At 63.9% G+C, this 24467-nt stretch carries 18 protein-coding genes; 13 read left to right on the forward strand and 5 right to left on the reverse strand.

The genetic code is table 11. The features are described from left to right. Positions 1-68: 68 nt before the first annotated feature. From MRBLPB4O_RS22340 to MRBLPB4O_RS22365, 6 genes are all read left to right on the forward strand, one after another. Positions 69-815, forward strand: a complete 747-nt coding sequence (locus tag MRBLPB4O_RS22340; RefSeq protein WP_016488794.1) for an amino acid ABC transporter permease — start codon at positions 69-71, stop codon at positions 813-815. Continuing rightward, positions 816-1487, forward strand: coding sequence for an ABC transporter permease subunit (locus MRBLPB4O_RS22345; RefSeq protein ID WP_284364132.1), 672 nt, complete (start codon positions 816-818; stop codon positions 1485-1487). Then, positions 1484-2218, forward strand: coding sequence for an amino acid ABC transporter ATP-binding protein (locus MRBLPB4O_RS22350; RefSeq protein ID WP_016498201.1), 735 nt, complete (start codon positions 1484-1486; stop codon positions 2216-2218). The genes MRBLPB4O_RS22345 and MRBLPB4O_RS22350 overlap by 4 nt, the downstream gene beginning before the upstream one ends. Positions 2219-2287: 69 nt before the next feature. Then, positions 2288-4192, forward strand: coding sequence for an ATP-binding protein (locus MRBLPB4O_RS22355; protein ID WP_341796628.1), 1905 nt, complete (start codon positions 2288-2290; stop codon positions 4190-4192). Further along, positions 4189-5517, forward strand: coding sequence for a sigma-54 dependent transcriptional regulator (locus MRBLPB4O_RS22360; protein WP_016498199.1), 1329 nt, complete (start codon positions 4189-4191; stop codon positions 5515-5517). Before MRBLPB4O_RS22355 ends, MRBLPB4O_RS22360 begins: the two co-directional genes overlap by 4 nt. Before the next feature lie 25 nt (positions 5518-5542). Then, positions 5543-5878: a GlpM family protein gene (locus MRBLPB4O_RS22365; RefSeq protein WP_043197629.1), complete on the forward strand. Its 336-nt coding sequence runs from the start codon at positions 5543-5545 to the stop codon at positions 5876-5878. Positions 5879-5933: 55 nt separating this feature from the next. Here MRBLPB4O_RS22365 and MRBLPB4O_RS22370 read toward each other — a convergent pair whose 3' ends face one another. Continuing rightward, entirely contained in the window at positions 5934-6929 is a 996-nt protein-coding gene (locus MRBLPB4O_RS22370) for an alpha/beta hydrolase (RefSeq protein WP_341796629.1), read from the reverse strand. A gap of 196 nt (positions 6930-7125) precedes the next feature. On the opposite strand from MRBLPB4O_RS22370, the gene metR reads away from it, so the two are divergent. Next, on the forward strand, positions 7126-8043 hold the full coding sequence (metR, locus tag MRBLPB4O_RS22375) for a transcriptional regulator MetR (protein WP_012273904.1): 918 nt from the start codon (positions 7126-7128) through the stop codon (positions 8041-8043). On the opposite strand, the gene MRBLPB4O_RS22380 is transcribed toward metR, so the two are convergent. Then, the gene (locus tag MRBLPB4O_RS22380) at positions 8027-8440 is read right to left on the reverse strand and encodes an NUDIX domain-containing protein (RefSeq protein ID WP_341796630.1); all 414 of its coding nucleotides are present in this window, start codon (positions 8438-8440) and stop codon (positions 8027-8029) included. The two genes, metR and MRBLPB4O_RS22380, sit on opposite strands and share 17 nt — an antisense overlap. A gap of 126 nt (positions 8441-8566) precedes the next feature. Between MRBLPB4O_RS22380 and MRBLPB4O_RS22385 the strand changes: the two genes are divergently transcribed. Beyond that, positions 8567-12847, forward strand: coding sequence for a DEAD/DEAH box helicase (locus MRBLPB4O_RS22385; RefSeq protein WP_341796631.1), 4281 nt, complete (start codon positions 8567-8569; stop codon positions 12845-12847). Between the two features lie 273 nt (positions 12848-13120). After that, a complete protein-coding gene (locus tag MRBLPB4O_RS22390) occupies positions 13121-14740 on the forward strand; it encodes an FMN-binding glutamate synthase family protein (RefSeq protein ID WP_341796632.1) in 1620 nt (539 codons plus the stop codon). Between the two features lie 40 nt (positions 14741-14780). Here MRBLPB4O_RS22390 and MRBLPB4O_RS22395 read toward each other — a convergent pair whose 3' ends face one another. Continuing rightward, complete coding sequence (locus tag MRBLPB4O_RS22395; protein ID WP_016498193.1) at positions 14781-16199, reverse strand: amino acid permease; 1419 nt, start codon at positions 16197-16199, stop codon at positions 14781-14783. Between the two features lie 391 nt (positions 16200-16590). Here MRBLPB4O_RS22395 and MRBLPB4O_RS22400 point away from each other — a divergent pair, with 391 nt between their 5' ends. The 3 genes from MRBLPB4O_RS22400 to MRBLPB4O_RS22410 all read left to right on the forward strand — a co-directional run bounded on the left by MRBLPB4O_RS22400 (position 16591) and on the right by MRBLPB4O_RS22410 (position 21129). Further along, positions 16591-19740, forward strand: coding sequence for a transglycosylase domain-containing protein (locus tag MRBLPB4O_RS22400; RefSeq protein WP_341796633.1), 3150 nt, complete (start codon positions 16591-16593; stop codon positions 19738-19740). Positions 19741-19829: 89 nt separating this feature from the next. Beyond that, on the forward strand, positions 19830-20375 hold the full coding sequence (locus tag MRBLPB4O_RS22405) for a PadR family transcriptional regulator (RefSeq protein ID WP_341796634.1): 546 nt from the start codon (positions 19830-19832) through the stop codon (positions 20373-20375). Then, on the forward strand, positions 20368-21129 hold the full coding sequence (locus tag MRBLPB4O_RS22410; protein ID WP_341796635.1) for a siderophore-interacting protein: 762 nt from the start codon (positions 20368-20370) through the stop codon (positions 21127-21129). The genes MRBLPB4O_RS22405 and MRBLPB4O_RS22410 overlap by 8 nt, the downstream gene beginning before the upstream one ends. Positions 21130-21248: 119 nt before the next feature. Here the strand turns inward: MRBLPB4O_RS22410 and MRBLPB4O_RS22415 are convergent, their stop codons facing one another. After that, positions 21249-21884, reverse strand: a complete 636-nt coding sequence (locus MRBLPB4O_RS22415; RefSeq protein WP_016498189.1) for a Pr6Pr family membrane protein — start codon at positions 21882-21884, stop codon at positions 21249-21251. Position 21885: 1 nt separating this feature from the next. Further along, on the reverse strand, positions 21886-22107 hold the full coding sequence (locus MRBLPB4O_RS22420; RefSeq protein WP_016498188.1) for a VF530 family protein: 222 nt from the start codon (positions 22105-22107) through the stop codon (positions 21886-21888). A 164-nt stretch (positions 22108-22271) separates the two neighbouring features. Here MRBLPB4O_RS22420 and MRBLPB4O_RS22425 point away from each other — a divergent pair, with 164 nt between their 5' ends. Then, positions 22272-24320 carry a TonB-dependent receptor gene (locus MRBLPB4O_RS22425; RefSeq protein ID WP_341796636.1) on the forward strand — a complete coding sequence of 683 codons (2049 nt, stop codon included), beginning with the start codon at positions 22272-22274 and terminating at the stop codon, positions 24318-24320. Positions 24321-24467: the final 147 nt, after the last annotated feature.

Below are 24467 nucleotides of genomic sequence, written 5' to 3' on the forward strand. Positions count from 1 at the left end.
CCGAGGGCGCCAAGCGCCCCCGGATGCTCGAAGGTGCCCGTGAAACAACCGTCTGAGGGGAAATCCCGATGAATTACAACTGGGACTGGGGCGTGTTCTTCAAGTCCACCGGCGTGGGCAGCGAAACCTATCTGGACTGGTACATCACCGGCCTGGGCTGGACCATCGCCATCGCCATCACCGCCTGGATCATTGCACTGCTGCTGGGGTCACTCCTCGGTGTCATGCGTACCGTGCCGAACCGCCTGGTATCGGGCATCGCTACCGCCTACGTGGAACTGTTCCGCAACGTGCCACTGCTGGTGCAGCTGTTCATCTGGTACTTCCTGGTACCGGACCTGCTGCCGGAAGGCTTGCAGGAATGGTTCAAGCAGGACCTCAACCCGACCACCTCGGCGCTGATCAGCGTGGTCGTCTGCCTGGGCCTGTTCACCGCCGCCCGCGTCTGCGAACAGGTGCGTACCGGTATTCAGGCGCTGCCCAAAGGCCAGGAAGCCGCCGCCCGTGCCATGGGGTTCAGCCTCCCGCAAATCTATAACAACGTGCTGCTGCCGCAGGCTTACCGGATCATCATTCCGCCGCTCACCTCCGAGTTCCTCAACGTCTTCAAGAACTCCTCGGTGGCGTCGCTGATCGGCCTGATGGAGCTGCTGGCGCAGACCAAGCAGACCGCCGAGTTCTCCGCCAACCTGTTCGAAGCGTTCACCCTGGCCACGCTGATCTACTTCACCCTGAACATGGGCCTGATGCTGCTGATGCGAATGGTCGAGAAGAAAGTCGCCGTGCCTGGCCTGATTTCCGTGGGGGGCAAGTAAATGGACATGGATTTCAGCGAAATCATCCCGGCCCTGCCTGCCCTGTGGGAAGGCATGGTCATGACCCTGCAGCTGATGGTCATGGGCGTTGTCGGTGGTATTGCACTGGGCACCCTCCTGGCCCTGATGCGCCTGTCGTCGAGCAAGCTGCTGTCACGTGTGGCAGGGGCCTACGTCAACTACTTCCGCTCGATCCCGCTGCTGCTTGTAATTACCTGGTTCTACCTGGCGGTGCCGTTCGTGCTGCGCTGGATTACCGGCGAAGACACGCCAGTGGGTGCGTTCACGTCTTGCGTGGTGGCCTTCATGATGTTCGAGGCCGCGTACTTCTGCGAAATCGTGCGTGCTGGCGTGCAGTCGATTTCCAAAGGCCAGATGGGCGCCGCGCAGGCGCTGGGCATGAACTACGCGCAAACCATGCGCCTGATCATCCTGCCCCAGGCCTTCCGCAAGATGACCCCGCTGCTGCTGCAGCAAAGCATCATCCTCTTCCAGGACACCTCGCTGGTGTACACCGTGGGCCTGGTGGACTTCCTCAACTCGGCACGTTCCAACGGCGATATCATCGGGCGCTCCCATGAGTTCCTGATCTTCGCCGGCGTCGTCTACTTCATCATCAGCTTCTCCGCTTCGTGGCTGGTCAAGCGCCTGCAAAAAAGGATCACCGTATGATTTCCATCAAGAACGTCAACAAGTGGTACGGCGACTTCCAGGTACTGACCGATTGCAACACCGAGGTCAAGAAAGGTGAAGTGGTGGTAGTCTGCGGCCCGTCGGGCTCGGGCAAGTCCACCCTGATCAAATGCGTCAACGCGCTGGAGCCGTTCCAGAAGGGCGACATCGTGGTCGACGGCACGTCGATCTCCGACCCGAAAACCAACCTGCCGAAGCTGCGTTCGCGGGTGGGCATGGTGTTCCAGCACTTCGAACTGTTCCCGCACCTGACCATCACCGAGAACCTGACCATCGCGCAGATCAAGGTACTGGGCCGGAGCAAGGAAGAAGCCACCAAGAAGGGCCTCGCCCTGCTTGAGCGGGTGGGCTTGTCAGCGCATGCGCACAAGCACCCTGGCCAGCTTTCCGGCGGCCAGCAGCAGCGAGTGGCCATCGCCCGTGCGCTGTCAATGGACCCGATCGTCATGCTGTTCGACGAACCCACCTCGGCACTGGACCCGGAAATGGTCAGCGAGGTGCTGGACGTAATGGTGCAACTGGCCCACGAAGGCATGACCATGATGTGCGTGACCCATGAAATGGGCTTTGCCCGCAAGGTCGCCAACCGGGTCATCTTCATGGACAAGGGCAGCATCATCGAAGACTGCACCAAGGAAGAGTTCTTCGGCGATCAGAGTGCCCGCGACCAGCGCACCCAGCACTTCCTCAGCAAGATCCTGCAGCACTGATCCGGCCACAGCATCCGCTGCCACGGGACCCACCGGGCAGCGGATGCTGGTCGTGACAAGGCCACTGTGATGAAATGCGACCCCTCGCTACTTCGCCCTGCCAAGCCTGCCGTGAAATCCCGTCTGATCCGTCAATTGCTGTTACCGCCACTGATCATCCTGCTGATGGTCGGCTTAGGGCTGGCTGGCTACCTGATCAGCGAGAGCAACGGCATCCGCACCCTCAGCGAAAACGGCGAACGCCAGCTGGAGCTGCATGCGCGCACGGTCGAAAGCGAAATCAGCAAATACACCTACCTGCCGAGCCTGCTGGAGCTGGAAGACAGTGTCTCGCACCTGCTCACCGACCCGGACGGCGGCTCCCGCCAGGCGGTCAACGAATACCTCGAAGGCCTGAACAGGCGCAGCCGCAGCCGCGCCATTTTCGTCCTCGATACCAATGGCCGGGTACAGGCCACCAGCAACTGGCGCGACGCTGACTCGTTCCTCGGTGAAGACCTGTCGTTCCGCGCCTACTTCCAGACGGCTGTGCGCGGCGAGCCCGGGCGTTTCTACGGCATCGGCAGCACCACGGGCGAGGCCGGCTATTACCTGGCCCATGGGCTTGAAGAGCACGGCAAGATCATTGGCGTGGCAGTGATCAAGGTGCGCCTGGACACCCTCGAAGAGCGCTGGCAGCGTGCCCGCCTGGAGGCGTTCGTCAGCGACGAAAACGGCATCATCATCCTTTCCAGTGACCCGGCCCGGCGCCTGAAATCGGTGCGCCCGCTGACCCCGCAAATCAAGGAGCGCCTGGCGCGCAGCCTGCAATACTACTGGTGGCCGCTTAACGAACTGCAGCCACTGGCCCGGGAAACCCTGGCCGATGGCGTGGAAAAACTGACCTTCCCGGCCAACAGCGAAACTGCCCAGGGCAAGCCGCACGAAGTCGCCTACCTGGCCCAGACCCGGCGCCTGGCCGACACGCCTTGGCACTTTACCCTGCTGACCCCGCTGCAGGACCTGCGCCGCGAATCCATGGTGCAGGGCATCCTGGTGGGGGTGGCATTTGCCTTGCTGGCAATACTCGGCATTGCCTGGAACGAGCGACGCAAGGTCATCGCCACTCGCTTGGCGGCCCGCGAGGCCCTTGAGGAAGCCAACAGCCAGCTGGAACGGCGCATTGCCGAACGCACGGCAGACCTGCGCGCCAGCAACGAACGCCTGAAAGGCCAGATTCGCGAGCGCCGGCATGCCGAGCAGACCTTGCGCCAAGCCCAGGATGAGCTGGTGCAGGCTGGCAAGCTGGCCGCCATCGGGCAGATGTCCACCAGCATTGCCCATGAGCTGAACCAGCCGCTGGCCGCGCTGCGCACGTTGTCTGGCAACACCGTGCGCTTCCTCGAACGCGGGGCACTGGAAACCGCCAGCACCAACCTGCGCACCATGAACGACCTGATCGACCGCATGGGGCGTATCACCGCCAGCCTGCGCTCGTTCGCCCGGCGTGGTGACGACAGCGGCCAGGCCTCGCTGGCCAAGGCAGTTGAAGCCACCTTGCAGGTGCTGGCCAACCGCATCAGCGCCTGCCATTTGCAGTTGCACCACCAGTTCGAGGACCAGCAACTGGCCATCGACCAAACCCGCCTGGAGCAGATCCTGGTCAACCTGATCGGCAACGCCCTCGATGCCATGGCCGCGCAACCGTTGCCCGAGCTGTGGCTGGAAGGCGAGCTGCAAGGCGACAAGTACCGCCTGCAGGTGCGCGACAATGGCCACGGCATCGACGCCGAGGCGCGCAAGCACCTGTTCGAACCGTTCTTCACCACCAAACCGGGCGAACATGGCCTGGGCCTGGGCCTGACCCTGTCGGCGAGCCTTGCCGCCGCCGCCAAGGGCAGCCTCAACGTCGAGCACCCCGTCACCGGCGGCACGGCCTTCGTCCTGGCCCTGCCCCTGGTCTCCCCCCCTAGCGAATCGGCAGAGCACCCATGAACCAAGCGCCTCTTACCGTCCTGATCGTCGAAGACGACCCGCATGTGCTGCTCGGCTGCCAGCAGGCCCTGGCCCTGGAGGATATCGCCTGTGAAGGCGTGGGCAGCGCCGAACAAGCGCTGGAACGCATCGGCGACGATTTCGCCGGCATCGTCGTCAGCGATATCCGCCTGCCGGGCATCGATGGCCTGGAGCTGCTCAACCGCCTGAAGGCCCGTGACCGCAGCCTGCCGGTGGTGTTGATCACCGGCCACGGTGATATCGACATGGCGGTCGGCGCCATGCGTAATGGTGCCTACGACTTCATGGAAAAACCGTTCTCCCCCGAGCGCCTGGTCGACGTGGTGCGCCGCGCCCTCGAACATCGCGGGCTGTCGCGCGAAGTGGTGGCCCTGCGCCGCCAACTGGCCGAGCAGAGCAGCCTGGAGGGGCGCATCATCGGTCGTTCGTCGGCCATGGAACACTTGCGCGAACTGATTGCCAACGTCGCCGATACGTCGGCCAACGTGCTGATCGAAGGCGAGACCGGCACCGGCAAGGAACTGGTCGCCCGCTGCCTGCACGATTTCAGCCGGCGCCAGGGCCAGCCCTTTGTCGCGCTGAACTGTGGCGGCCTGCCGGAGAACCTGTTCGAAAGCGAAATTTTCGGCCACGAGGCCAACGCGTTCACCGGCGCCGGCAAACGCCGTATCGGCAAGATCGAACACGCCAATGGTGGCACGCTGTTCCTCGATGAAGTGGAGAGCATGCCGATCAACCTGCAGATCAAGCTGCTGCGCGTACTGCAGGAACGCACGCTGGAGCGGCTAGGTTCGAACCAAAGCATCCCGGTGGACTGCCGGGTAATCGCCGCGACCAAAGCCGACCTCGACAGCATGGGCCAGAGCGGCCAGTTCCGCAGCGACCTGTACTACCGCCTGAACGTGGTGACCCTCGAGCTGCCCCCCCTGCGCGAGCGCCGCGAAGACATCACGCAGCTGTTCGAGCACTTCCTCCAGCAGTCCGCACTGCGCTTCGACCGTGAAGCACCGGCGCTGGACAGCCAGATCCTCTCACGCCTGATGGCCCACGACTGGCCGGGCAACGTGCGCGAGTTGCGCAACGTGGCTGAACGCCATGCCCTTGGCCTGCCAGCCTTCAAGAAAGGCCCCAGCGGCGGCGCCAGCCAGGGCCTGGGCTTTGCCGAAGCGGTGGAAGCATTCGAACGCAACCTGCTCGGCGATGCCCTGCAACGCACGGGGGGCAACCTGAGCCAGGCCAGCCAGGAGCTGGGCATGGCCAAGACCACGCTGTTCGACAAAGTGAAAAAGTACGGCCTCGGCTGACCTCAACCTGAACTGGAAAGACAACGTGGATCTGGTATTCAAAGCTGCCTTGGGCGCTGGCGTGGTGCTGCTGCTGGCGGTGCTTTCGAAGACGCGCAACTACTATATCGCCGGGCTGGTGCCGCTGTTTCCCACCTTTGCCCTGATTGCCCACTACATCGTTGGCAAGGGGCGCAGCATTGCCGACCTGAAGACCACCATCCTGTTCGGCATGTGGTCGATCATTCCGTATTTCGTGTACCTGGCGACCCTGTACGTGCTGGTCGACCGCCTGCGCCTGGAGGCGTCGATGGCGCTGGCCACAGTAGCGTGGCTGATGGCCGCGACCGTACTGGTGACCTTGTGGGTGCGGATGCACTGATCAAAATTCGCGCTGGCTTCTTCGCGGGCTTGCCCGCGAAGAAGCCAGCGCGGAGTCACAGCCCTGCGATGTGCTTGACCTCTTGCCTATGCGTCTGCAAATAAGGCAATACGGCCCCCAGCAGCGGCGCCTTGAACGGCTCCTGAAAGCGGTGCGCCAGCCCCGGTATCAGCCGCAGCTGGCTGCCTTGAATATGCGCCGCCAGGTGCACGCCGTGCATGACTGGCAACAACGGGTCGGCCGTGCCATGCACCACCAGCGTCGGCACACGAAGCTGGTTCAAAAGCTCGACACGGCTCGGCTCGGCCAGTATCGCCATGATCTGGCGCTTGGCCCCATCAGGGTTGAACGCCCGGTCATAGGCGACTGCCGCCTGGTGCAGCAACACAGCGCGGTCGTCCCGCACCTCGGGGCTGCCCAGGGCCGCCAGCAGGTCGGCCTGCTGCTCGATGGCCACTTCGCGGTTTGGCGCGCTGCGCCGGGCCAGCAACTGCACCAATGCCGGATCCGGCGCCGGCAGCCCAGCCGCCCCTGAACTGGACATGACCAAGGTCAGGCTGCGCACGCGCTCGGGTGCCACGGCCGCCAGATGCTGGGCGATCATGCCGCCCATGCTCACGCCCAGTACATGAAACTGGCGCACGCCCAGCGCGTCCATCAGGCGCAAGCCATCATCGGCCATGTCCGTCAGCGTATAGGGCGCCGCCACCGGCAGGCCCAGCTTATAACGTAACAGCTCGACCGTCAGGTTGGCCGACGGAGGCATCTGGTTCCAGCGCGACAGGCCAACATCGCGGTTGTCATAACGGATCACCCGAAAGCCCTGGCGGCACAAGGCCTCGACCACATCGTCCGGCCAATGGATCAGTTGCCCGCCCAGGCCCATGACCAGCAGCAAGGCCGGGTCACCAGGCGCCCCAACGCTCTGGTACACCAGGCTGACCGCACCCAGTTCGGCACGCTGCACCGGTACCTGGGCGTCACAACGCTGTTCGGCGAAACTCGCAGGTACGCTGAATATCAAGAAAAGAAAAAGCCAAAAAGCCCGCATGGAAGAAACACCAGAATGCAGATCCCCAGTAGAGCGCGAGTCTGATGAATTCTGTTCGGGCGCGCTGCCACAGTTCGGTGACAGTTTCATGACTCCCGCCAGGCGGTGCGGCCGAACGCCCAGTCGACAGCTGCGTCAACATGAGAGAAACTCAACTCATTCCCTGTTTCTTCAAACCTACACCCCGGAGTCAGCAGTGCTGGAGATCCGTCACCTGAAAACCCTTCATGCCCTGCGCGAAGCCGACAGCCTGGTGGAGGCCGCCGAGCGCCTGCACCTGACCCAGTCGGCGCTGTCGCACCAGTTCAAGGAGCTGGAGGAGCGCCTGGGCCTGCCCATTTTCGTGCGCAAGACCAAGCCGATCCGCTTCACCAGCGCCGGGCTGCGCCTGCTGCAACTGGCCGATGCCACCCTGCCACTGCTGCGCGGCGCCGAGCGTGACATCGCACGCCTGGCCGGTGGCACTGCCGGGCGCCTGCACATGGCCATCGAATGCCACAGCTGCTTCCAGTGGCTGATGCCGACCATCGACCAGTTCCGCGATGCCTGGCCGGAAGTTGAGCTGGACCTGGCCTCCGGCTTTGCCTTCGCCCCCCTGCCAGCACTGGCCCGCGGTGACCTGGACCTGGTGGTAACCTCCGACCCGGTGGACCTGGCAGGCATCACGTACGTGCCGCTGTTCACCTACGAGGCAATGCTGGCGGTGGCCAACCAGCACCCGCTGGCCAGCAAGCCTTACATGGTGCCGCAAGACCTGCTCGACCAGACGCTGATCACCTACCCGGTGGAGCGCGACCGCCTGGACATCTTCACCCGCTTCCTGGAGCCGGCCGACATCGAGCCGGCCGCCGTACGCACCTCGGAGCTGACGGTAATGATGATGCAGCTGGTAGCCAGCGGCCGTGGGGTATGCGGCATGCCGCACTGGGCACTGCACGAGTACAGCTCGCGCGGCTATGTGAAGGGCAAACGCCTGGGTGAGAAAGGCCTGTTCGCCACCCTTTATGCCGCCGTGCGCACCGACATGCTCGATGCGCCTTACATGCGCGACTTTTTGCTGACCGCCAAAGACACCTCGTTCGCCACCCTCGATGGGGTCAGTGCGGTGCGTTGAGTGCCTGGCGGTACAGCGGCAGGATCAGGTCGCGGGTCAGCGGCGCCAGTTGCATGACGGGCGCCTGGTCAGCGGCCAGCCAGACAACCTCTTCGATCTCCGCAGCCGGGACCACGGCTGCGGCGCTGTCGACACGGAACAGCTCGGCCTGCACTTCGAAGCCTGGCTCGTTGGCGGCTGGGGCACTGAACTGGCCCAGGTGCACGGCCTGGGCCGGGTCGATGTGCAAGCCCAGCTCCTCGTGCAACTCGCGCACCAGTGCCTGCACCGGCGTTTCACCGGCATCGATCTTGCCGCCTGGCTGCATGAAAGCGCCGGTGCCGCGCTTGCGCACCAGCAGGGTTCGGCCCTGAGGGTCGATCAGCAGGGCGGCGGCGATGCGGATTATGTTCGGCATGGATCAGCTCACTTAATAAATCAAAGAAGATATCGCCTGCGCCGGCTCTATCGCCGGCGCAGGCAACATAGCATCCGCGACGAACGGCCTCTTGCCAACCCGCCGCATACCCTCCATAACCAACACATGAACCTGCCCGCCAAACACCACCCGGTGCTCGAGCTGTTCCATCCTGCCGTGCGCACCTGGTTCCGTCGCCATTTCGCCACGGTCACTGAAGCCCAGGCACAAGCCTGGCCGCTGATCCACGCCGGCCAGTCGATGCTGCTCGCCGCGCCGACTGGCTCGGGCAAAACCCTCAGTGCTTTCCTGGCGGTGCTCGACGAACTGTTCCGCGAAGGCCTGGAGCACCAAGGCGAACTGCCCGCGCAAACCCAGGTGATCTACGTTTCGCCGCTGAAGGCCTTGTCCAACGACATCCGCCTCAACCTGCAAGCCCCGCTCGAAGGCATCAGCCAGGCCCTCGCAGACCAAGGCCTGAAAGCCCCACGCATCACCACGGCCGTACGCACGGGCGACACGCCTCAAAAGGAACGTGCCGCCATGCGCAAGCTGGCCCCGCACATTCTGGTGACAACCCCCGAATCGCTGTACGTGTTGATGGGCTCTGCTTCAGGCCGTGAAGGCCTGGGTAACGTGCATACGGTAATCGTCGACGAAATCCACGCCTTGGCCGGCAACAAGCGGGGCGCCCATCTGGCGCTGACGTTGGAACGCCTGCAAGCCTTGTGCAAACGGCCACTGCGGCGCATCGGGCTGTCCGCCACACAACGCCCTGTCGAGCGGGTGGCTGAGTTTCTGGCCGGTAGCGGGCGCCCCTGCGCCATCGTCGATGTAGGCCATGCGCGCCAGCGCGATCTGGCCATCGAAGTGCCGCCGGTGCCACTGGGCGCGGTGATGGCCAACGATGTCTGGGGCCTGGTCTACGACCGCTTGGCGACCCTGGCGCGCGAACACCGCACCACGCTGGTATTCGTCAACACCCGGCGCCTTGCCGAGCGCATCACCCGTCACCTCAGCGACCGGCTGGGCAAGGAGGCGGTAGCCGCGCACCATGGCAGCCTGTCCAAGGAGTTGCGCCTGAATGCAGAACAGCGGCTCAAGAGCGGCCATTTGCGGGTGCTGGTAGCCACCGCTTCGCTGGAGCTGGGCATTGATATTGGCGATATCGACCTGGTGTGCCAAATCGCCTCGCCGGGTTCGATTGCCGCCTTCCTGCAACGGGTTGGCCGCGCCGGCCACCAGGTTGACGGTGTGCCCAAGGGGCGCCTGTTCCCCACCTCACGCGATGACCTGATCGAATGCGTGGCCCTGCTGGACTGCGTGCGCCAAGGCGAACTGGACGAGTTGCACATACCCCGGGCACCGCTGGACGTACTGGCCCAGCAGATTGTCGCCGAAGCCAGCAACCAGGACTGGCACGAACAAGCCCTGTTCGACTGCCTGCGCCAGGCCACCCCCTATGCCGAGCTCGACCAGCGCCACTACCAGGCGCTGCTCACCATGCTCGCCGAGGGCTATAACGGCCGCCAGGGCATCCGCAGCGCCTATTTGCACCGCGATGCGGTCAGCGGCACGCTGCGCGGCCGTCGCGGCAGCCAACTGACGGCGCTGACCAGCGGCGGCACCATCCCTGACAACGCCGACTACACCGTGCTGCTGGAACCGCAGGCGCTGAACATCGGCAGCGTCAATGAAGACTTTGCCGTGGAGAGCATTGCCGGCGATATCTTCCAGCTGGGCAACGCCTCTTATCGCATCCTGCGCGTCGAGCCGGGCCGCGTACGGGTGGAAGATGCCCATGGCCTGCCGCCGACCATTCCGTTCTGGCTGGGTGAAGCGCCGGGGCGCAGTGACGAGCTGTCTGCCGCCGTAGCCCGGCTGCAGGCGAGAATCGACCAGCAACTGGATCAGGCTGACGGCGACAGGCTGAAGGTACTCGCCTGGGTGCAGGCTACCTTTGAACTGGGCGAAGACAGCGCCAGCCAGTTGCTCGACTATCTGGCCCGCACCCGCGAGGTGCTTGGCGCCCTGCCTTCGCAGGACACGCTGGTGATGGAGCGCTTTTTCGATGAGTCGGGCGGGACCCAGCTGATCATCCATTCACCCTACGGCAGCCGCATCAACCGCGCGTGGGGCCTTGCCTTGCGCAAGCGCTTCTGCCGCACCTTCAACTTCGAGCTGCAGGCTGCCGCCAGCGAAGATGCCATCGTACTTTCACTGTCGACCAGCCACAGCTTCGAGCTGGACGAGGTGTGGCGTTACCTGAACAGCCGCAGCGCCGAGCCGATCCTCGTCCAGGCCCTGCTGGATGCACCGCTGTTTGGCGTGCGCTGGCGCTGGAACGCTGGCGTGGCCATGGCGCTGCCACGCTTCGTGGGCGGGCGCAAGGTAGCGCCGCAGATCCAGCGCATGAAGAGCGAAGACCTGGTGGCCGCCGTGTTCCCAGACCAGATCGCCTGCCTGGAGAACATTGCCGGCGAACGGCAGATACCCGATCACCCGTTGGTCGAACAAACACTCGACGACTGCCTGCACGAGGCGATGGACAGCGAAGGTTGGCTGGCCCTGTTGCGACGCATGGAAAGCGGGGCGGTACGCCTGCTGTGCCGCGACCTGCCCGCCCCTTCGCCACTGGCGTCGGCCATTCTCAACGCCAGGCCGTACGCTTTTCTGGACGATGCCCCGCTGGAAGAACGGCGCACCCAGGCTGTGCTCAACCGACGCTGGAGCGAAGTGCGCAGTGGCGACGACCTAGGCGCCCTGGACGCTGATGCCATTGCCGCCGTCGCGGCCGAGGCCTGGCCGCAACCGGGCAATGCCGACGAAATGCACGAAGCGCTGATGGGCCTGGGCGCGATCAGCCAAGCTGAAGTGCAAGGCAATGCCAGCTGGGACCTGCTGCTCAGGCAACTGGCCAAGAACGGGCGGGCCTTGCGCCTGGCGGACGAAAAACTGTGGTTGGCGCGTGAGCGACTGGGCCTGCTGAGGGTGCTGTATTCGGATGCTCTACTGGAGCCTGCGTTGCAGGTGTTGCCAGGGTTTGATCAGGCCATCGACCCGGACCTTGCCCTGGGTGAACTGTTACGTGCCCGCCTGAGTGGCCATGGCCCCAGGACCGCGACACAGATTGCGGCACCGCTTGGCAAGCCGTTGCAAGCAATCGAACAGGCGCTGGCCCGCCTGGAAGCCGAAGGCTATGTGCTGCGCGGGCATTTCAGCCCTGGTGCCACCGACCTGCAATGGTGCGAACGCCATTTGCTGGCGCGCATTCACCGCTACACGGTCAAGCGCCTGCGCCGCGAGATCGAACCGGTCAGCCTGCAGGACTTCATGCGCTTTCTGTTCGACTGGCAGCACCTGGCGCCCGACGAGCATCTGCGTGGCCCGCAGGCGGTGGCCGAAGTACTGGGCCAGTTGCAGGGGTTCCCCAGCGCCGCCGGTGCGTGGGAGGCGGAACTGCTGCCTTCGCGCATCAAAGACTACAGCCCGCACTGGCTGGACGATGCCTGCCGCAGCGGCCAGTTCGCCTGGAGCCGGCTGGCGGCAACGGTGGCGATCAGCACCCTATCGAGTACCCCAGTGGTGCTGCTGCCGCGCGACCAGCTGAACACATGGCGCAGCCTGGCGCCCGCACCAACGGTGGATGCCCTTGGCCTGCGTGCGCAACGTGTGTACGAAGCGCTGAAAACCCAGGGGGCGCTGTTCTTCGATGAACTGGCGCAGGAGGCGCACCTGCTGCCCACCGAACTGGAAACCGCGCTGCAGGAACTGGTGGGCTCGGGCCTGGTCGGCGCTGACAGTTTCACCGGCTTGCGCAGCCTGATCACGCCTGCGGCCAAGCGCAGTTCACGTAATAGCCGCCGAGGTCACCCGCCGCTTTCCAGCAGCATGGCGCATGCCGGGCGCTGGGCACTGCTGCGCCGCAGCGATACGCCGCCGGATCACGACCAGCGCCTGGAGGACGTTGCTCGCACCCTGCTGCGCCGCTATGGGGTGATCTGCTGGCGGCTGCTTGAGCGCGAGAGTGATGTGCTGCCGCCCTGGCGTGAACTGCTGCGCTGCTATCACCGGCTGGAGGCGCGTGGCGAGATCCGTGGCGGGCGCTTCATTGCCGGGCTGGCGGGTGAACAGTTCGCCTTGCCGGAGGCGGTGGGGTTGCTGCGGCAGGTGCGCCGCCGCGACCCGGACGGGACGTTGCTGGTAGTGAGTGCCAGTGACCCGCTGAACCTGATCGGCTCGTTGCTGCCCGGGGCGAAAGTGCCGGCGGTGGGTGGTAACCGCTTGTTGTATCGCGACGGGGTACCGGTGGCGGTACGGGTGGCCGGGCGTTACACGTATCTGGTCGAGGCGCCCGCACAAGAGCAGGAAATCTGGCACCGGAAGCTACTGCGCAACACGCTCTGAAAAGCAGCACCATCACTCAGGCTACCGCATAAACCTGTAGGAGCAGCCTTGTGCTGCGAAGAGGCCGGTAAGGCGGAAGATTGTCTTTGGCTGCAATGGCCTCTTCGCAGCACAAGGCTGCTCCTACAGGATAAGTGCCACGGCGCAGGTCTTGCCCGATTCGAGAATGATTTTCGCTACCCCGATTTTAATTTGCAGGGCCCTGCAACTTGGCTATGGTCGGGGTTTGCCCACCAGGCCCTGAGCCTGACCGCGCCATCGCAAGGACCCTGTATGAGCCTGTCACTTCTCAGTCGCTACGCCTTCTTCGCCGCCTGTGTACTGTTCACCCTGGCGAGCTTGCCCTTCACCCACCACGAATGGCTGTGGCCGTTCACCCTGACCACTGGCATCCTCAGCCTGATCGGCCTGTTCGACCTGCTGCAGCAACGCCATGCCGTACGTCGCAACTACCCGATCCTGGGCAACATCCGCTATCTGGTCGAGGCCATTCGCCCGGAAATCCGCCAGTACCTGCTGGAGTCCGACAGCGACGCCCTGCCATTCTCCCGCGCCCAGCGTTCGCTGGTGTATGCCCGGGCGAAGAACGAAGCCTCGGACAAACCGTTCGGCACCCTGATCGACGTGTACGAGTCCGGCTTCGAGTTCATCGGCCATTCCATGCGCCCGGCGCCGCTGGTCGACCCGGCCAGCTTCCGCGTCATTGTCGGCGGGCCGCAGTGCAGCCAGCCGTACTCGGCCTCGATCTTCAACATTTCGGCCATGAGCTTCGGCTCGCTCAGCGCCAATGCCATCCGCGCCCTCAACCAGGGCGCCAAGCTGGGCAACTTCCACCATGACACCGGCGAAGGCAGCATCAGCCCCTATCACCGCGAGCATGGTGGCGACCTGGTCTGGGAGCTGGGCAGCGGCTACTTCGGTTGCCGCACGGCGGACGGGCGCTTCGACCCCGAACGTTTCGCCGCCCAGGCGCGCAGCCCACAGGTGCGCATGATCGAAATCAAGATGAGCCAGGGCGCCAAGCCTGGGCACGGCGGCATCCTGCCCAAACACAAGGTCACCCAGGAAATCGCCGAGACCCGCGGCGTGCTGATGGGCGAAGACTGCATTTCGCCGTCGCGCCACAGCGCTTTCTCCACGCCGATCGAGATGATGCAGTTCATTGCCCAGCTGCGTGAGCTGTCCGGCGGCAAACCGGTCGGCTTCAAATTCTGCCTGGGCCACCCGTGGGAGTTCATGGGCATCGCCAAGGCCATGCTGGAAACCGGCATCCTGCCCGACTTCATCGTCGTCGATGGCAAGGAAGGCGGTACCGGCGCCGCACCGGTGGAGTTCACCGACCATATCGGCGTACCGCTGCGCGAAGGCCTGCTGTTTGTGCACAACACGCTGGTTGGCCTGAACCTGCGTGACAAGATCAAGCTAGGGGCCAGCGGCAAGATCGTCAGCGCCTTCGACATCGCCAGCGTGCTGGCCATCGGTGCCGACTGGGCCAACTCGGCGCGCGGCTTCATGTTCGCCATTGGCTGCATCCAGTCGCAGAGCTGCCACACCAACAAGTGCCCGACCGGCGTGGCCACGCAAGACCCGCTGCGCCAGCGCGCCCTGGTGGTGCCGGACAAGGCCCAACGGGTGCTGAACTTTCACCACAACACCTTGCGTGCCCTGGCCGAAATGCTGGCGGCGGCGGGCCTGGAGCACCCTGCGCAGCTGGAGGCCAAGCACCTGGTGCGGCGCGTCTCGGCCACCGAGATCAAGCTGTTCTCGCAGATGCATGTGTTCTTGAAGCCGGGGGAGTTGCTGACCGGCGAGGTGGATGGGCAATTCTATTCGCGCATGTGGCAGCTCGCCCGGGCCGACAGCTTTGAGCCGCACAGCGAAGTGGCGGCCTGATAGAGCCCTGGGGCCGCAAAGCGGCCCCAGAGGTTTCAGATCAGGAAGCAGTACTGGCTACACCTTGCACGTCTTTCGGCGCCAGACGGAACGCGTAGTACAGCACCGTCAGCAGCACCAGGAACGCCGGGCCGATGTACAGGGCCACACGGGTATCCTCGAAGTACGCCATCAAGCCAACCACCAGCACCAGGAAACCCAGCGCCAGGTATGAGCTCAGCGGCCACAGCCACATGCGGTACTTCAGCGCCTTGCGCTCGGCGGTAGTCAGGCCGGCACGGAACTTGAGCTGCGCCAGCAGGATCATCACCCAGGTCCAGATCGCACCGAAGGTGGCAATCGACGTGACCCACACAAACACCTTTTCCGGCACCAGGTAGTTGGCCAGCACGCCCAGCAGCAGCGCGCCAATCGACAGCAGCAGCGCATTGCGCGGTACGCCGTTTTTCGAGGTGCGGGCGAAGGCCGCCGGGGCCTGGCCGTTCTGCGCCAGGCTGTAGAGCATGCGCCCGGTGCTGAAGATGCCGCCGTTGCACGACGACAGCGCCGCGGTGATGACCACGAAGTTGATGATGCCGGCGGCGGTCTTGATGCCAAGGCGCTCGAAGGTCATGACGAACGGGCTGCCCTGGCTGCCGATTTCGTTCCACGGGTAGATCGACAGGATCACGAACAACGCGCCGACGTAGAACAACAAGATGCGCCAGAACACCGAGCCAATGGCCTGCGGGATGGTCTTTTGCGGGTTGCGTGCTTCGCCGGCGGTGAGGCCGATCATTTCCACACCCAGGTAGGCGAACATCACCATCTGCAGCGACATCAGCACGCCGGTCACGCCATTGGGCATGAAACCGCCGTTGCTCCACAGATTGGAGATACCCAACGCCACACCGTCATTGCCGAAGCCGAAGGCAATGACGCCGATGCCGCCAAGGACCATGGCGATGATGGTGACGATCTTGATCAGGGCGAACCAGAACTCGAATTCGCCAAAGGCCTTAACCGCCACCAGGTTGACCGCGCCCATGCTGCCCAAGGCCGCCAGGGCCCAGATCCAGCGCGGTACGTCGGGGAACCAGATGCCCATGTAGATGGCCACTGCGGTGATTTCGGCAACGCAGGTCACCAGCCACAGGAACCAGTAGTTCCAGCCGGTGAGAAAGCCCGCAAGCGGGCCGAGGTAGTCTTGGGCGTAGCGGCTGAACGACCCGGCGACCGGGTTATGCACGGCCATTTCGCCAAGGGCGCGCATGATCACCAGGATGGCCAGGCCACCGATGATGTAGGACAGCATGATGGCAGGGCCGGCCATTTCGATGGCTTTGGCCGAACCGAGGAAAAGACCGACGCCGATACAGGCGCCCAGCGCCATCAGGCGGATGTGCCGTTCGCCCAGTTCACGCTTGAGCGGGCCGCCTTCATTGGCCTGGCCATGGGCAGAGTGGTTGCCGACTGGCATAGCAATACAACCTCATTTTGTTATTGGATTTGACCTTCGTGCAGCACCGGCCATGCCGATAGGCGTGACGTAGGCTTGCCAGGCTGGCCTCGTGGGCCGGCCCGTATGCCGGGGTAGAGCGCCCGGCAGGGCGAAGGGGCCGAGCAGTATAGGAAGACCGTTGCAGGGATTTTCGCTGTATATACAGGAATAATCAGCAAGTTTTCTGGCGGGCGCAGCGGCCCTGAAAGCTGCCCCGGCACCATAGCAACATCGCCGTATCAAGAAACCCACACCAAAGCCGCATAGCCCTACCCCGCTTTTCTCCACCTCCTACAAAATTTTCACCTCACCCGCTCAACGTCTAAGCTTCAGTCAAGCAAGACGAAAACACCTGGCCGGATTGAAGACTATGGGCGCACTGTGGCAATCGGAACCAAGCAGAACGGAAGCACCCGAGATACCTCCGGCCGAGACGCCACAACCGAAGTCCCCCCGTCAGCGTCGGCTATGGTGGCGGCTGATCATCCTCATCCTGCTGGTGGCGCTGGTGGCCATCGGCTTCGCTGCATATGACGAATTCCGCACCTCCGAACTGCAATCACGCGAGTTCAGCAAACTGGCCGGTACCCTGACCTACTCGCTGGAGCCCGGCCCTAGTGATGCAATCATCTACCCCGGTGACGGGCCGTTCGACAGACGCCTTGGCTACAGTGCCCTGGGCGAATTCCTGCCACGCCTGCTCAAGCGCGACTACCTCATCACTGAGCAGGTAAAGTTCTCACCCGCGCTGATGAACTACGTCGATCATGGGCTGTTCGCACCCTATATCGAGAAGATTCAGGCCGGCCTGTCGATCACCGACTGCCGCGGCGACACGTTGTACCAGTACAACTACCCGCAGCACTTGTACCCGGACTTTGCCGCGATCCCGCCGGTGATGGTCAACAGCCTGCTGTTCATCGAGAACCGCGACCTGCTCGATACCCAGGACCCGCGCAACAACCCGGCCGTAGACTGGCCCCGCTTCGCCAAGGCCGCCTACAGCCAGGTGGCCAAGTACCTGGCCTTGCCCGGCCAGTCTGCGGGCGGCAGCACCTTGGCCACGCAGCTGGAAAAGTACCGCCACTCACCGGACGGCCTGACCGTGTCGGGTGCCGAGAAAATCCGCCAGATGATTTCTGCCAGCGTGCGTGCCTACCAGGGCGGCCCGGATACCACCGAAGCACGCCAGCGCATCGTGCGCGACTACCTCAACAGTGTGCCGCTGTCGGCCGTGCCTGGGCACGGCGAAGTGCACGGCATGGCCGAAGGCTTGCGGGTGTGGTATGGCGGCGACTTCGACCAGGTCAACCAGGCCCTGAATTCCACCGCCAGTGACGCTCAAAGCATGGCCGCACGCGGCCTTGCCCTGCGCCAGGTGCTGTCGCTGATGATTGCCCAGCGCCGCCCGTCCCACTACCTGACCAAGGGCCGGGTCGAGTTGGCCGAACTCACCGATTCGCACATCCGCGTGCTCGCCGCCAACAAAGTGATCGAGCAGCCACTGGCCGATGCCGCACTGGCCAGCAAGGCGGTCTATCGCGACTGGGTAGCGCAACCAACCATCGTGCCGATCGTTACCAACAAGGGCATCAGCCTGGCGCGCAACCGTCTGGCAGCCATGCTCAATCGCCCGCTGTACGACCTCGACCGCCTCGATGTGTCGGCCACCAGTACCCTGCAGGCCGACCTGCAACTGCAGGTCAGCCAGTACCTGAAGAACCTTGCCGACCCGGAATTTGCCGCGCAGATGGGGTTGATCGGCGAGCGCCTGCTCACCTCCAAGACCACCGACCAGGTCAGCTACAGCTTCACCCTGTTCGAGCGCACCGCCGACGGCTCGCGGGTGCGGGTGCAGACCGACAGCACCAACCAGCCTTTCGACATCAACGAGGGCAGCAAGCTGGAACTGGGCTCCACCGCCAAGTTGCGGGTGCTGACCACGTACCTGGAGATCATCGCCGAACTGCACGACAAGTACGCCGGCAAACCCGCTGCCGAGCTGAAGAAGGTCGATGTCGCCGAACTCGACCGCATCACCCAGTGGTCGCTGGAATGGCTGACGCAGAACAGCAAGAACCAGAGCCTGGACGCCATGCTCGACGCCGCGCTGGAGCGCAAGTACTCCGCCAATACCGGTGAAGCCTTCTTCACAGGCGGCGGCATGCACGTGTTCAACAACTTCCGCAAGGAAGACAACAGCCGCAACCCGACGCTCAAGGATGCGCTGCGCGAATCGATCAACCTGCCGTTCATTCGCCTGATGCGCGACCTGGTGCGCTACGTGACCTACCAGCAGCCGTACAACCGCGTGCCGCTGCTCAAGGACGACGCCGACCCTCGCCGCCAGGAATACCTGGCCCGCTTCGCCGACAAGGAAGGCACCAACTACCTGATGCGCTTCTGGAAGAAATACCAGCGCAAGACCTCGCAGCAGCGCCTGGACACCTTCCTGGACAGCATGCGCGTAACCCCGCAACGGCTGGCGGCGGTGCACCGCTACCTGTTCCCCGAAGCAGGCCAGGAAACCTTCAATGCCTTCGTACGTGCCCACCTCAAGGGCGACAAGATTACCCTGGGCAAGCTGACCGACGGCCGCCTGTCAGAGATGTATGACGCCTATGGCCCGGGCAAGTACGACCTGCCCGACCAGGGCTACATTGCCAAGGTCCACCCGCTGGACCTGTGGCTGCTTGGCTACCTGCTGAAAAACCCGAGCTCGACCTTGACCGAAATGGTCAACGCCAGCCGCTTCGAGCGCCAGGAGGTGTACAGCTGGCTGTTCAAGAGCCGCCACCAAGGGGCCCGCGACAGCCGCATCCGCACCATGGTCGAGATCGAAGCCTTCCTCGACATCCACCAGCGCTGGAAACGCGTGGGCTATCCATTCGACCACCTGGTGCCCTCGCTGGCCACCGCCATCGGCAGTTCGGGCGACCGCCCCGCCGCCCTCTCCGAACTGGTCGGCATCATCCAGAACGACGGCATACGCCTGCCTACCTTGCGCATCGACACCCTGCACTTTGCAGCCAACACACCTTATGAAACCAAGTTGATCACCGACCCGGACCGGGGCGTGCGGATTCTGCCGGTGGAAGTGGCGCGCGCGCTCAAAGGCGCCATGTCGCAGGTGGTCGATGCAGGCACTGCGCGGCGTATTTCCGGCAGTTTCAAGCTGCAGGACGGCACGCCACTGGTGATGGGGGGCAAGACCGGTACCGGTGACAACCGCATCGAAAGCTTCGGCGCCGGCGGTCGGCTGATTGGCTCGCGCTCGCTGAACCGCACTGCCACCTTCGTGTTCTTCCTGGGCGACAACCACTTCGGCACCCTCACTGCCTTTGTGCCAGGGCGCTCGGCAGAAGCGTTCAAATTCACCTCGGCGCTGCCGGTGCAGGTGCTCAAGGGCATGGCACCGATCCTCATGCCATACCTGCAGCCGGGCAATCCGAATGAATGCAAGCCGCCGCAGGCTGCGGTACATACGCCACCGCCGGCAGGGAACGTATCGAATGACTAGATGATAATCATCTGCATTAAAGGGGTTGTCTTTAGATATATCTTGAGTAATATCTTAAGATATATCGCAAACGACGGAGCCCTGCCCCCATGCGTGAACACACCCCCCATGACCCCTTCGAGCGGCGCCCCGGCCGCGGCGAGCGCGGCCCACGCGTCTTCGCCCCCGGTGACCTCAAGCTGCTGATGCTGGACCTGCTCGCCGAGCAGCCCGGCCACGGTTACGACCTGATCCGCCAGATCGAAAACCTGTTCGACGGCAGCTACAGCCCAAGCCCAGGGGTGATCTACCCCACGCTGAATTTTCTTGAAGAGGCCGAGCTGATCAGCGGCCAGGTGCAGGGCAGCAAACGCCTCTATGCCATCACCGACGCTGGGCGCAGCGCCCTGGCCGAGCAAGCTGTCGCGCTGGACGGCGTGCGCATGCGCATCGAAGTCAGCAAACGCGCCCTGCGCGGCCACGACCGCCCGCCAGAAATCCATGAAGCGGTCGGCAACCTGCGCCACGCACTGCACATGCACAGCGGCCGCTGGACACCGGAAGAAATCCAACGGGTCCGCGACTTGCTCAACCATACCGCCAAGGCCATCGCCTCCGGGCTGGCCGAACCTGTCGGGGAGACTTCCCATGAGTGACACCATCCACCGCGTCAACCACGAGATCCGCCAACGCCGTCTGCAGGTAATGCGCGTCACCGAGCTGACCCCACGCATGCGCCGCATCACCCTCGGCGGTGCCGAACTGCAAGGTTTCAGCAGCGTCGGCAGTGACGACCATATCAAGCTGCTGTTCGCCGAAACGCCGGAGCAACAACAGGCCATCGAGGCCCGTAATATGGGCCGGGACGGTGGCGCACGGCCCACCATGCGCGAGTACACGCCACGGCGCATCGACCTGGTGGCCAATGAACTGGACATCGACTTCGTGCTGCACGGTGACGGCCCAGCCTCCACCTGGGCCGCCCAGGCCACCCCGGGGCAAACCCTGGACATCGCCGGGCCACGGGCATCGATGGTGGTGCCGGATATTTTCGACAGCTACCTGCTGATCGGTGACGAAACCGCCATTCCGGCAATTGGCCGCCGGTTGGACGAACTGCCGGCTGGCCGCCAAGTGCTGGCGGTGATCCAGATCGAAGACGAGCAGGAGCGCCAGCCGCTGCCAAGCAAGGCGCAAGTCGAAGTTATCTGGGTGCGCCGCCGGCAGGAAGATTTGCTGGCCTTGGTGAAGAACCTGACCTTGCCGCAAGGCCGGTTGTATGGCTGGGTGGCGCTGGAAAAAGCCCTGACCCGCCAGGCCAAGGCGCTATTGCTGGAAAAAGGGGTGCCTGAGGATGCGCTGAAGGCTGCGGCCTACTGGCGTGCCGACGGAGCTGCGGACGACGAGTGATCTTGGTTGCCTACACCGGCCCCATCGCCGGCAAGCCCGCTCCCACAGGTACTGCACTGCCCTAAAGGTTTGTGAAGTACCTGTGGGAGCGGGTTTACCCGCGAAGAGGCCAGCACAGGCTATGCAAATTTCCGCACCCCGCGCCACCGATCCAGCCCTAGCAGCACCAACCCGATCCCCCAGAACCCCGCCAGCACCCCTAGGGCATTGAGCATCACCTGCCCATATCCCAGGCTCGCCACATCGATGAACGGGTAGGCGTATACGCCAATCTCGCTTCCCCGCCACAGCGCATAGGCGAAGTACACCGCCGGGTACATCGCCCACACTGCCAGGTGCCATAGCCGCAGGCTGCCCTTGGGCACCTCGCACCACCAGTACAAGGCATACAGCAGCGGCATCACATCGTGCAGCAACTCGTCCGCCAGCCACTGCCAGCCTTGCGGGTGCCACAAGTGGCGCAGCAACACGCTGTAGGCCAGCGCCACCAGCACGATGCTGGCTGCCACTGCAGCACTCACCGACGGCGACAGGAAGAAGCGCCTGGCGCGGCCTTCACGACCGAACGCTGCATAACTGAGCACCGTCGCCACCAAGGTGTTGGTCAGCACGGTGAAATAGCCGAACACATTGATCAGGCCGCCAATCAGGCTGGCCTGTTCCTGCCAGCGCGCCAGCAGCACCAGGTATACCTGCACGGTCAGGCCGAACCAGCCCAGCACGGCCATGCCGGTCAGCCAGGGGCGGCGCGGCATATCAGGCCTTGCGCTGCAGCTTCACGTACAACTGCTCGACCTTTTCTCGCGCCCACGGCGTCTTGCGCAAAAAGGCCAGGCTCGACTTGATGCTGGGGTTGCTCTTGAAGCAACGCACATCGATGCGCTCGGCCAGGCCCTGCCATTGGTAGTGCGCCACCAGCTCGGTGAGGATCTGTTCAAGGGTCTTGCCGTGCAGCGCGTTGTGTTGGGCCGTGCTCATGCTGTGCTCCGTAGGAAAGATGCGCACCTTACACGAGTGTAGTGGCGGGTGGGATGCGTCAAGCCCACAGAAAAAATGCTGGCCAGGGGCAAAACCTCTGTGCTGAAATAGTTATGTTATGTTGTAACACTATAAAAGCATCTGCCAAGGAACGCCCCATCCCCATGCTGTACTCACCGCTTCGCCTCTCCCCCCTTGCCGTCGCGCTCTGGCTGGCTGCGTCGCCCAGCCAGGCCGTGGAACTCGAACCCCAGGTCATCACCGCCAACCCATTGGGCAACCGCCAGTTGGCCGCCCCCAGCACCGTGCTCGAAGGCGACAACCTGCTGCAGCAACAGCACGGTAGCCTCGGTGAAACCCTCAACAAGCAGCCCGGTGTCGCCTCGACCTGGTTCGGCCCGGGCGCCAGCCGCCCGGTAATCCGCGGCCTGGACGGCGACCGCATTCGCATCCTGCGCAATGGCGTCGGCGCGCTGGATGCCTCGTCGCTGTCCTATGACCACGCCGTGCCGCTGGACCCGGTCACTGTCGACCGCGTCGAGATCGTCCGTGGCCCGGCCGCCCTGCTCTACGGCGGCAACGCCATCGGTGGCGTGGTCAACACCTTCGACAACCGCATCCCGGATGCACCGATCGAAGGCATCCACGGTGCTGGTGAGTTGCGCTACGGTGGCGCCGACACCACGCGCAGCAGCGCCGGCAAGCTGGAGGCAGGTAACGGTGCCTTCGCCCTGCACCTGGATGCCAACAGCCGTCAGTTCAACGACCTGCGCATCCCCGGCTACGCCCGCAGTTCCAAGGTGCGTGACGCCGATGAGCCCGGCAGCAAACACCGCCTGGAAAACAGCGACGGCCGCCAGGACGGCGGTGCAGTCGGTGGTGCCTATCACTGGGATCATGGTTACGCCGGCCTGTCGTACAGCGGCTACGACAGCAATTACGGCTCGGTGGCAGAGTCCGGTGTGCGCCTGGACATGAAACAGGACCACTACGCCTTCGCCTCCGAGCTGCGCGACCTGGACGGCCCGTTCAGCTCCGTCAAGGTCGATGCTGGCTATACAGATTACGAACACAGCGAGATCGAAGAAGGCGAGGTGCACACCACCTTCAAGAACAAGGGCTACGAAGCACGTATCGAAGCCCGCCATCAACCGCTCGGGCCGGTGGAGGGGGTGATCGGTGCCCAGGTCAGCCGCAACGAATTCTCTGCCCTCGGCGAGGAAGCCTTTGTCCCACACACCAACACCGACAGCCTGGCGCTGTTCATGCTGGAGCAATGGCAGGCCACAGAGCGGCTGAACCTGAGCCTGGGGGCACGCATGGAGCACACCCGGGTAGACCCGGACGCCAAAGGCAACGAAAACTTCGTCGATGCCGACAGCGCCAGCAGCTTCAACGCCTTCAGCCTGTCCTCCGGTGCGGTGTACCAGCTCGACCCGATCTGGTCGCTGGCCGCCAACCTTGGCTACACCGAGCGCGCCCCGACTTTCTACGAGCTGTACGCCAATGGTGCGCATGTGGCCACCGGCGCCTTTGAAGTGGGTGACGCCAGCCTGAACAAGGAAAAGGCCATTTCCGCCGACCTGGCGCTGCGCTTCGACAATGGCACCCACAAAGGCAGTGTCGGGGTGTTCTACAGCCACTTCCGCAACTACATCGGGCTGATCGGCACCGGCAACCTGCGCGAGGGCGGACATGACCACGACCATGGCGAGGATGACCACGACCACGATCATGACCACGAGGGCTTTCCGGAATACCAGTACCAGGGCGTGCGGGCGCGCTTCTACGGCATCGAGGCCCAGGACCGCTGGCAGCTGGTCGAGAACCGCTACGGCAGCTTCGCGCTGGAGTTGTCCGGTGACTACACCCGGGCCAAGAACCTCGACAGTGGCGAACCTTTGCCACGCATCGCCCCGCTGCGCCTGAACAGCGGCCTGGTGTGGGAACTGGACCGCTGGCAGGCGCGGGTCGATGTGCAGCATGCCGCGTCGCAGCACCGCAAACCGGCCAACGAAACCAGCACCGATGGCTACACCACACTGGGTGCAAGCGTTGGCTACCGCTTCGAAGTTGGCCAGAGCCAGTGGTTGGCGTTTGTACGCGGCGAAAACCTGACCGACCAGACCGTGCGTTATGCCAGCTCGATATTGCGCGATATCGCACCGGCACCGGGGCGCAGTGTGGAAGTGGGGTTGCGTACCACCTTCTGAAATCGCGGGGGCGCTTTGCGCCCCCTTCAGACCATTGTTACCCGCTGAACAACAATCCCCTGCGACAATTTGTCTTTTTTTCTTACAACTTCCGCTATATCCTCCCCGCCTGAAGCTGAATCGCTTCACTGAAACCATCTTGTCGCC

Source organism: Pseudomonas sp. LPB4.O, assembly GCF_038383825.1.
GTDB lineage: Bacteria > Pseudomonadota > Gammaproteobacteria > Pseudomonadales > Pseudomonadaceae > Aquipseudomonas > Aquipseudomonas putida.

What these genes read in the sequence shown, in the direction of transcription:
- MRBLPB4O_RS22340 (WP_016488794.1), top strand. Translation starts at nt 69, where the DNA reads ATGAATTACAACTGGGACTGGGGCGTGTTCTTCAAGTCCACCGGCGTG.
- MRBLPB4O_RS22345 (WP_284364132.1), top strand. Translation starts at nt 816, where the DNA reads ATGGACATGGATTTCAGCGAAATCATCCCGGCCCTGCCTGCCCTGTGG.
- MRBLPB4O_RS22350 (WP_016498201.1), top strand. Translation starts at nt 1,484, where the DNA reads ATGATTTCCATCAAGAACGTCAACAAGTGGTACGGCGACTTCCAGGTA.
- MRBLPB4O_RS22355 (WP_341796628.1), top strand. Translation starts at nt 2,288, where the DNA reads ATGAAATGCGACCCCTCGCTACTTCGCCCTGCCAAGCCTGCCGTGAAA.
- MRBLPB4O_RS22360 (WP_016498199.1), top strand. Translation starts at nt 4,189, where the DNA reads ATGAACCAAGCGCCTCTTACCGTCCTGATCGTCGAAGACGACCCGCAT.
- MRBLPB4O_RS22370 (WP_341796629.1), bottom strand. Translation starts at nt 6,929, where the DNA reads ATGCGGGCTTTTTGGCTTTTTCTTTTCTTGATATTCAGCGTACCTGCG.
- MRBLPB4O_RS22380 (WP_341796630.1), bottom strand. Translation starts at nt 8,440, where the DNA reads ATGCCGAACATAATCCGCATCGCCGCCGCCCTGCTGATCGACCCTCAG.
- MRBLPB4O_RS22385 (WP_341796631.1), top strand. Translation starts at nt 8,567, where the DNA reads ATGAACCTGCCCGCCAAACACCACCCGGTGCTCGAGCTGTTCCATCCT.
- MRBLPB4O_RS22390 (WP_341796632.1), top strand. Translation starts at nt 13,121, where the DNA reads ATGAGCCTGTCACTTCTCAGTCGCTACGCCTTCTTCGCCGCCTGTGTA.
- MRBLPB4O_RS22395 (WP_016498193.1), bottom strand. Translation starts at nt 16,199, where the DNA reads ATGCCAGTCGGCAACCACTCTGCCCATGGCCAGGCCAATGAAGGCGGC.
- MRBLPB4O_RS22400 (WP_341796633.1), top strand. Translation starts at nt 16,591, where the DNA reads ATGGGCGCACTGTGGCAATCGGAACCAAGCAGAACGGAAGCACCCGAG.
- MRBLPB4O_RS22405 (WP_341796634.1), top strand. Translation starts at nt 19,830, where the DNA reads ATGCGTGAACACACCCCCCATGACCCCTTCGAGCGGCGCCCCGGCCGC.
- MRBLPB4O_RS22410 (WP_341796635.1), top strand. Translation starts at nt 20,368, where the DNA reads ATGAGTGACACCATCCACCGCGTCAACCACGAGATCCGCCAACGCCGT.
- MRBLPB4O_RS22415 (WP_016498189.1), bottom strand. Translation starts at nt 21,884, where the DNA reads ATGCCGCGCCGCCCCTGGCTGACCGGCATGGCCGTGCTGGGCTGGTTC.
- MRBLPB4O_RS22420 (WP_016498188.1), bottom strand. Translation starts at nt 22,107, where the DNA reads ATGAGCACGGCCCAACACAACGCGCTGCACGGCAAGACCCTTGAACAG.
- MRBLPB4O_RS22425 (WP_341796636.1), top strand. Translation starts at nt 22,272, where the DNA reads ATGCTGTACTCACCGCTTCGCCTCTCCCCCCTTGCCGTCGCGCTCTGG.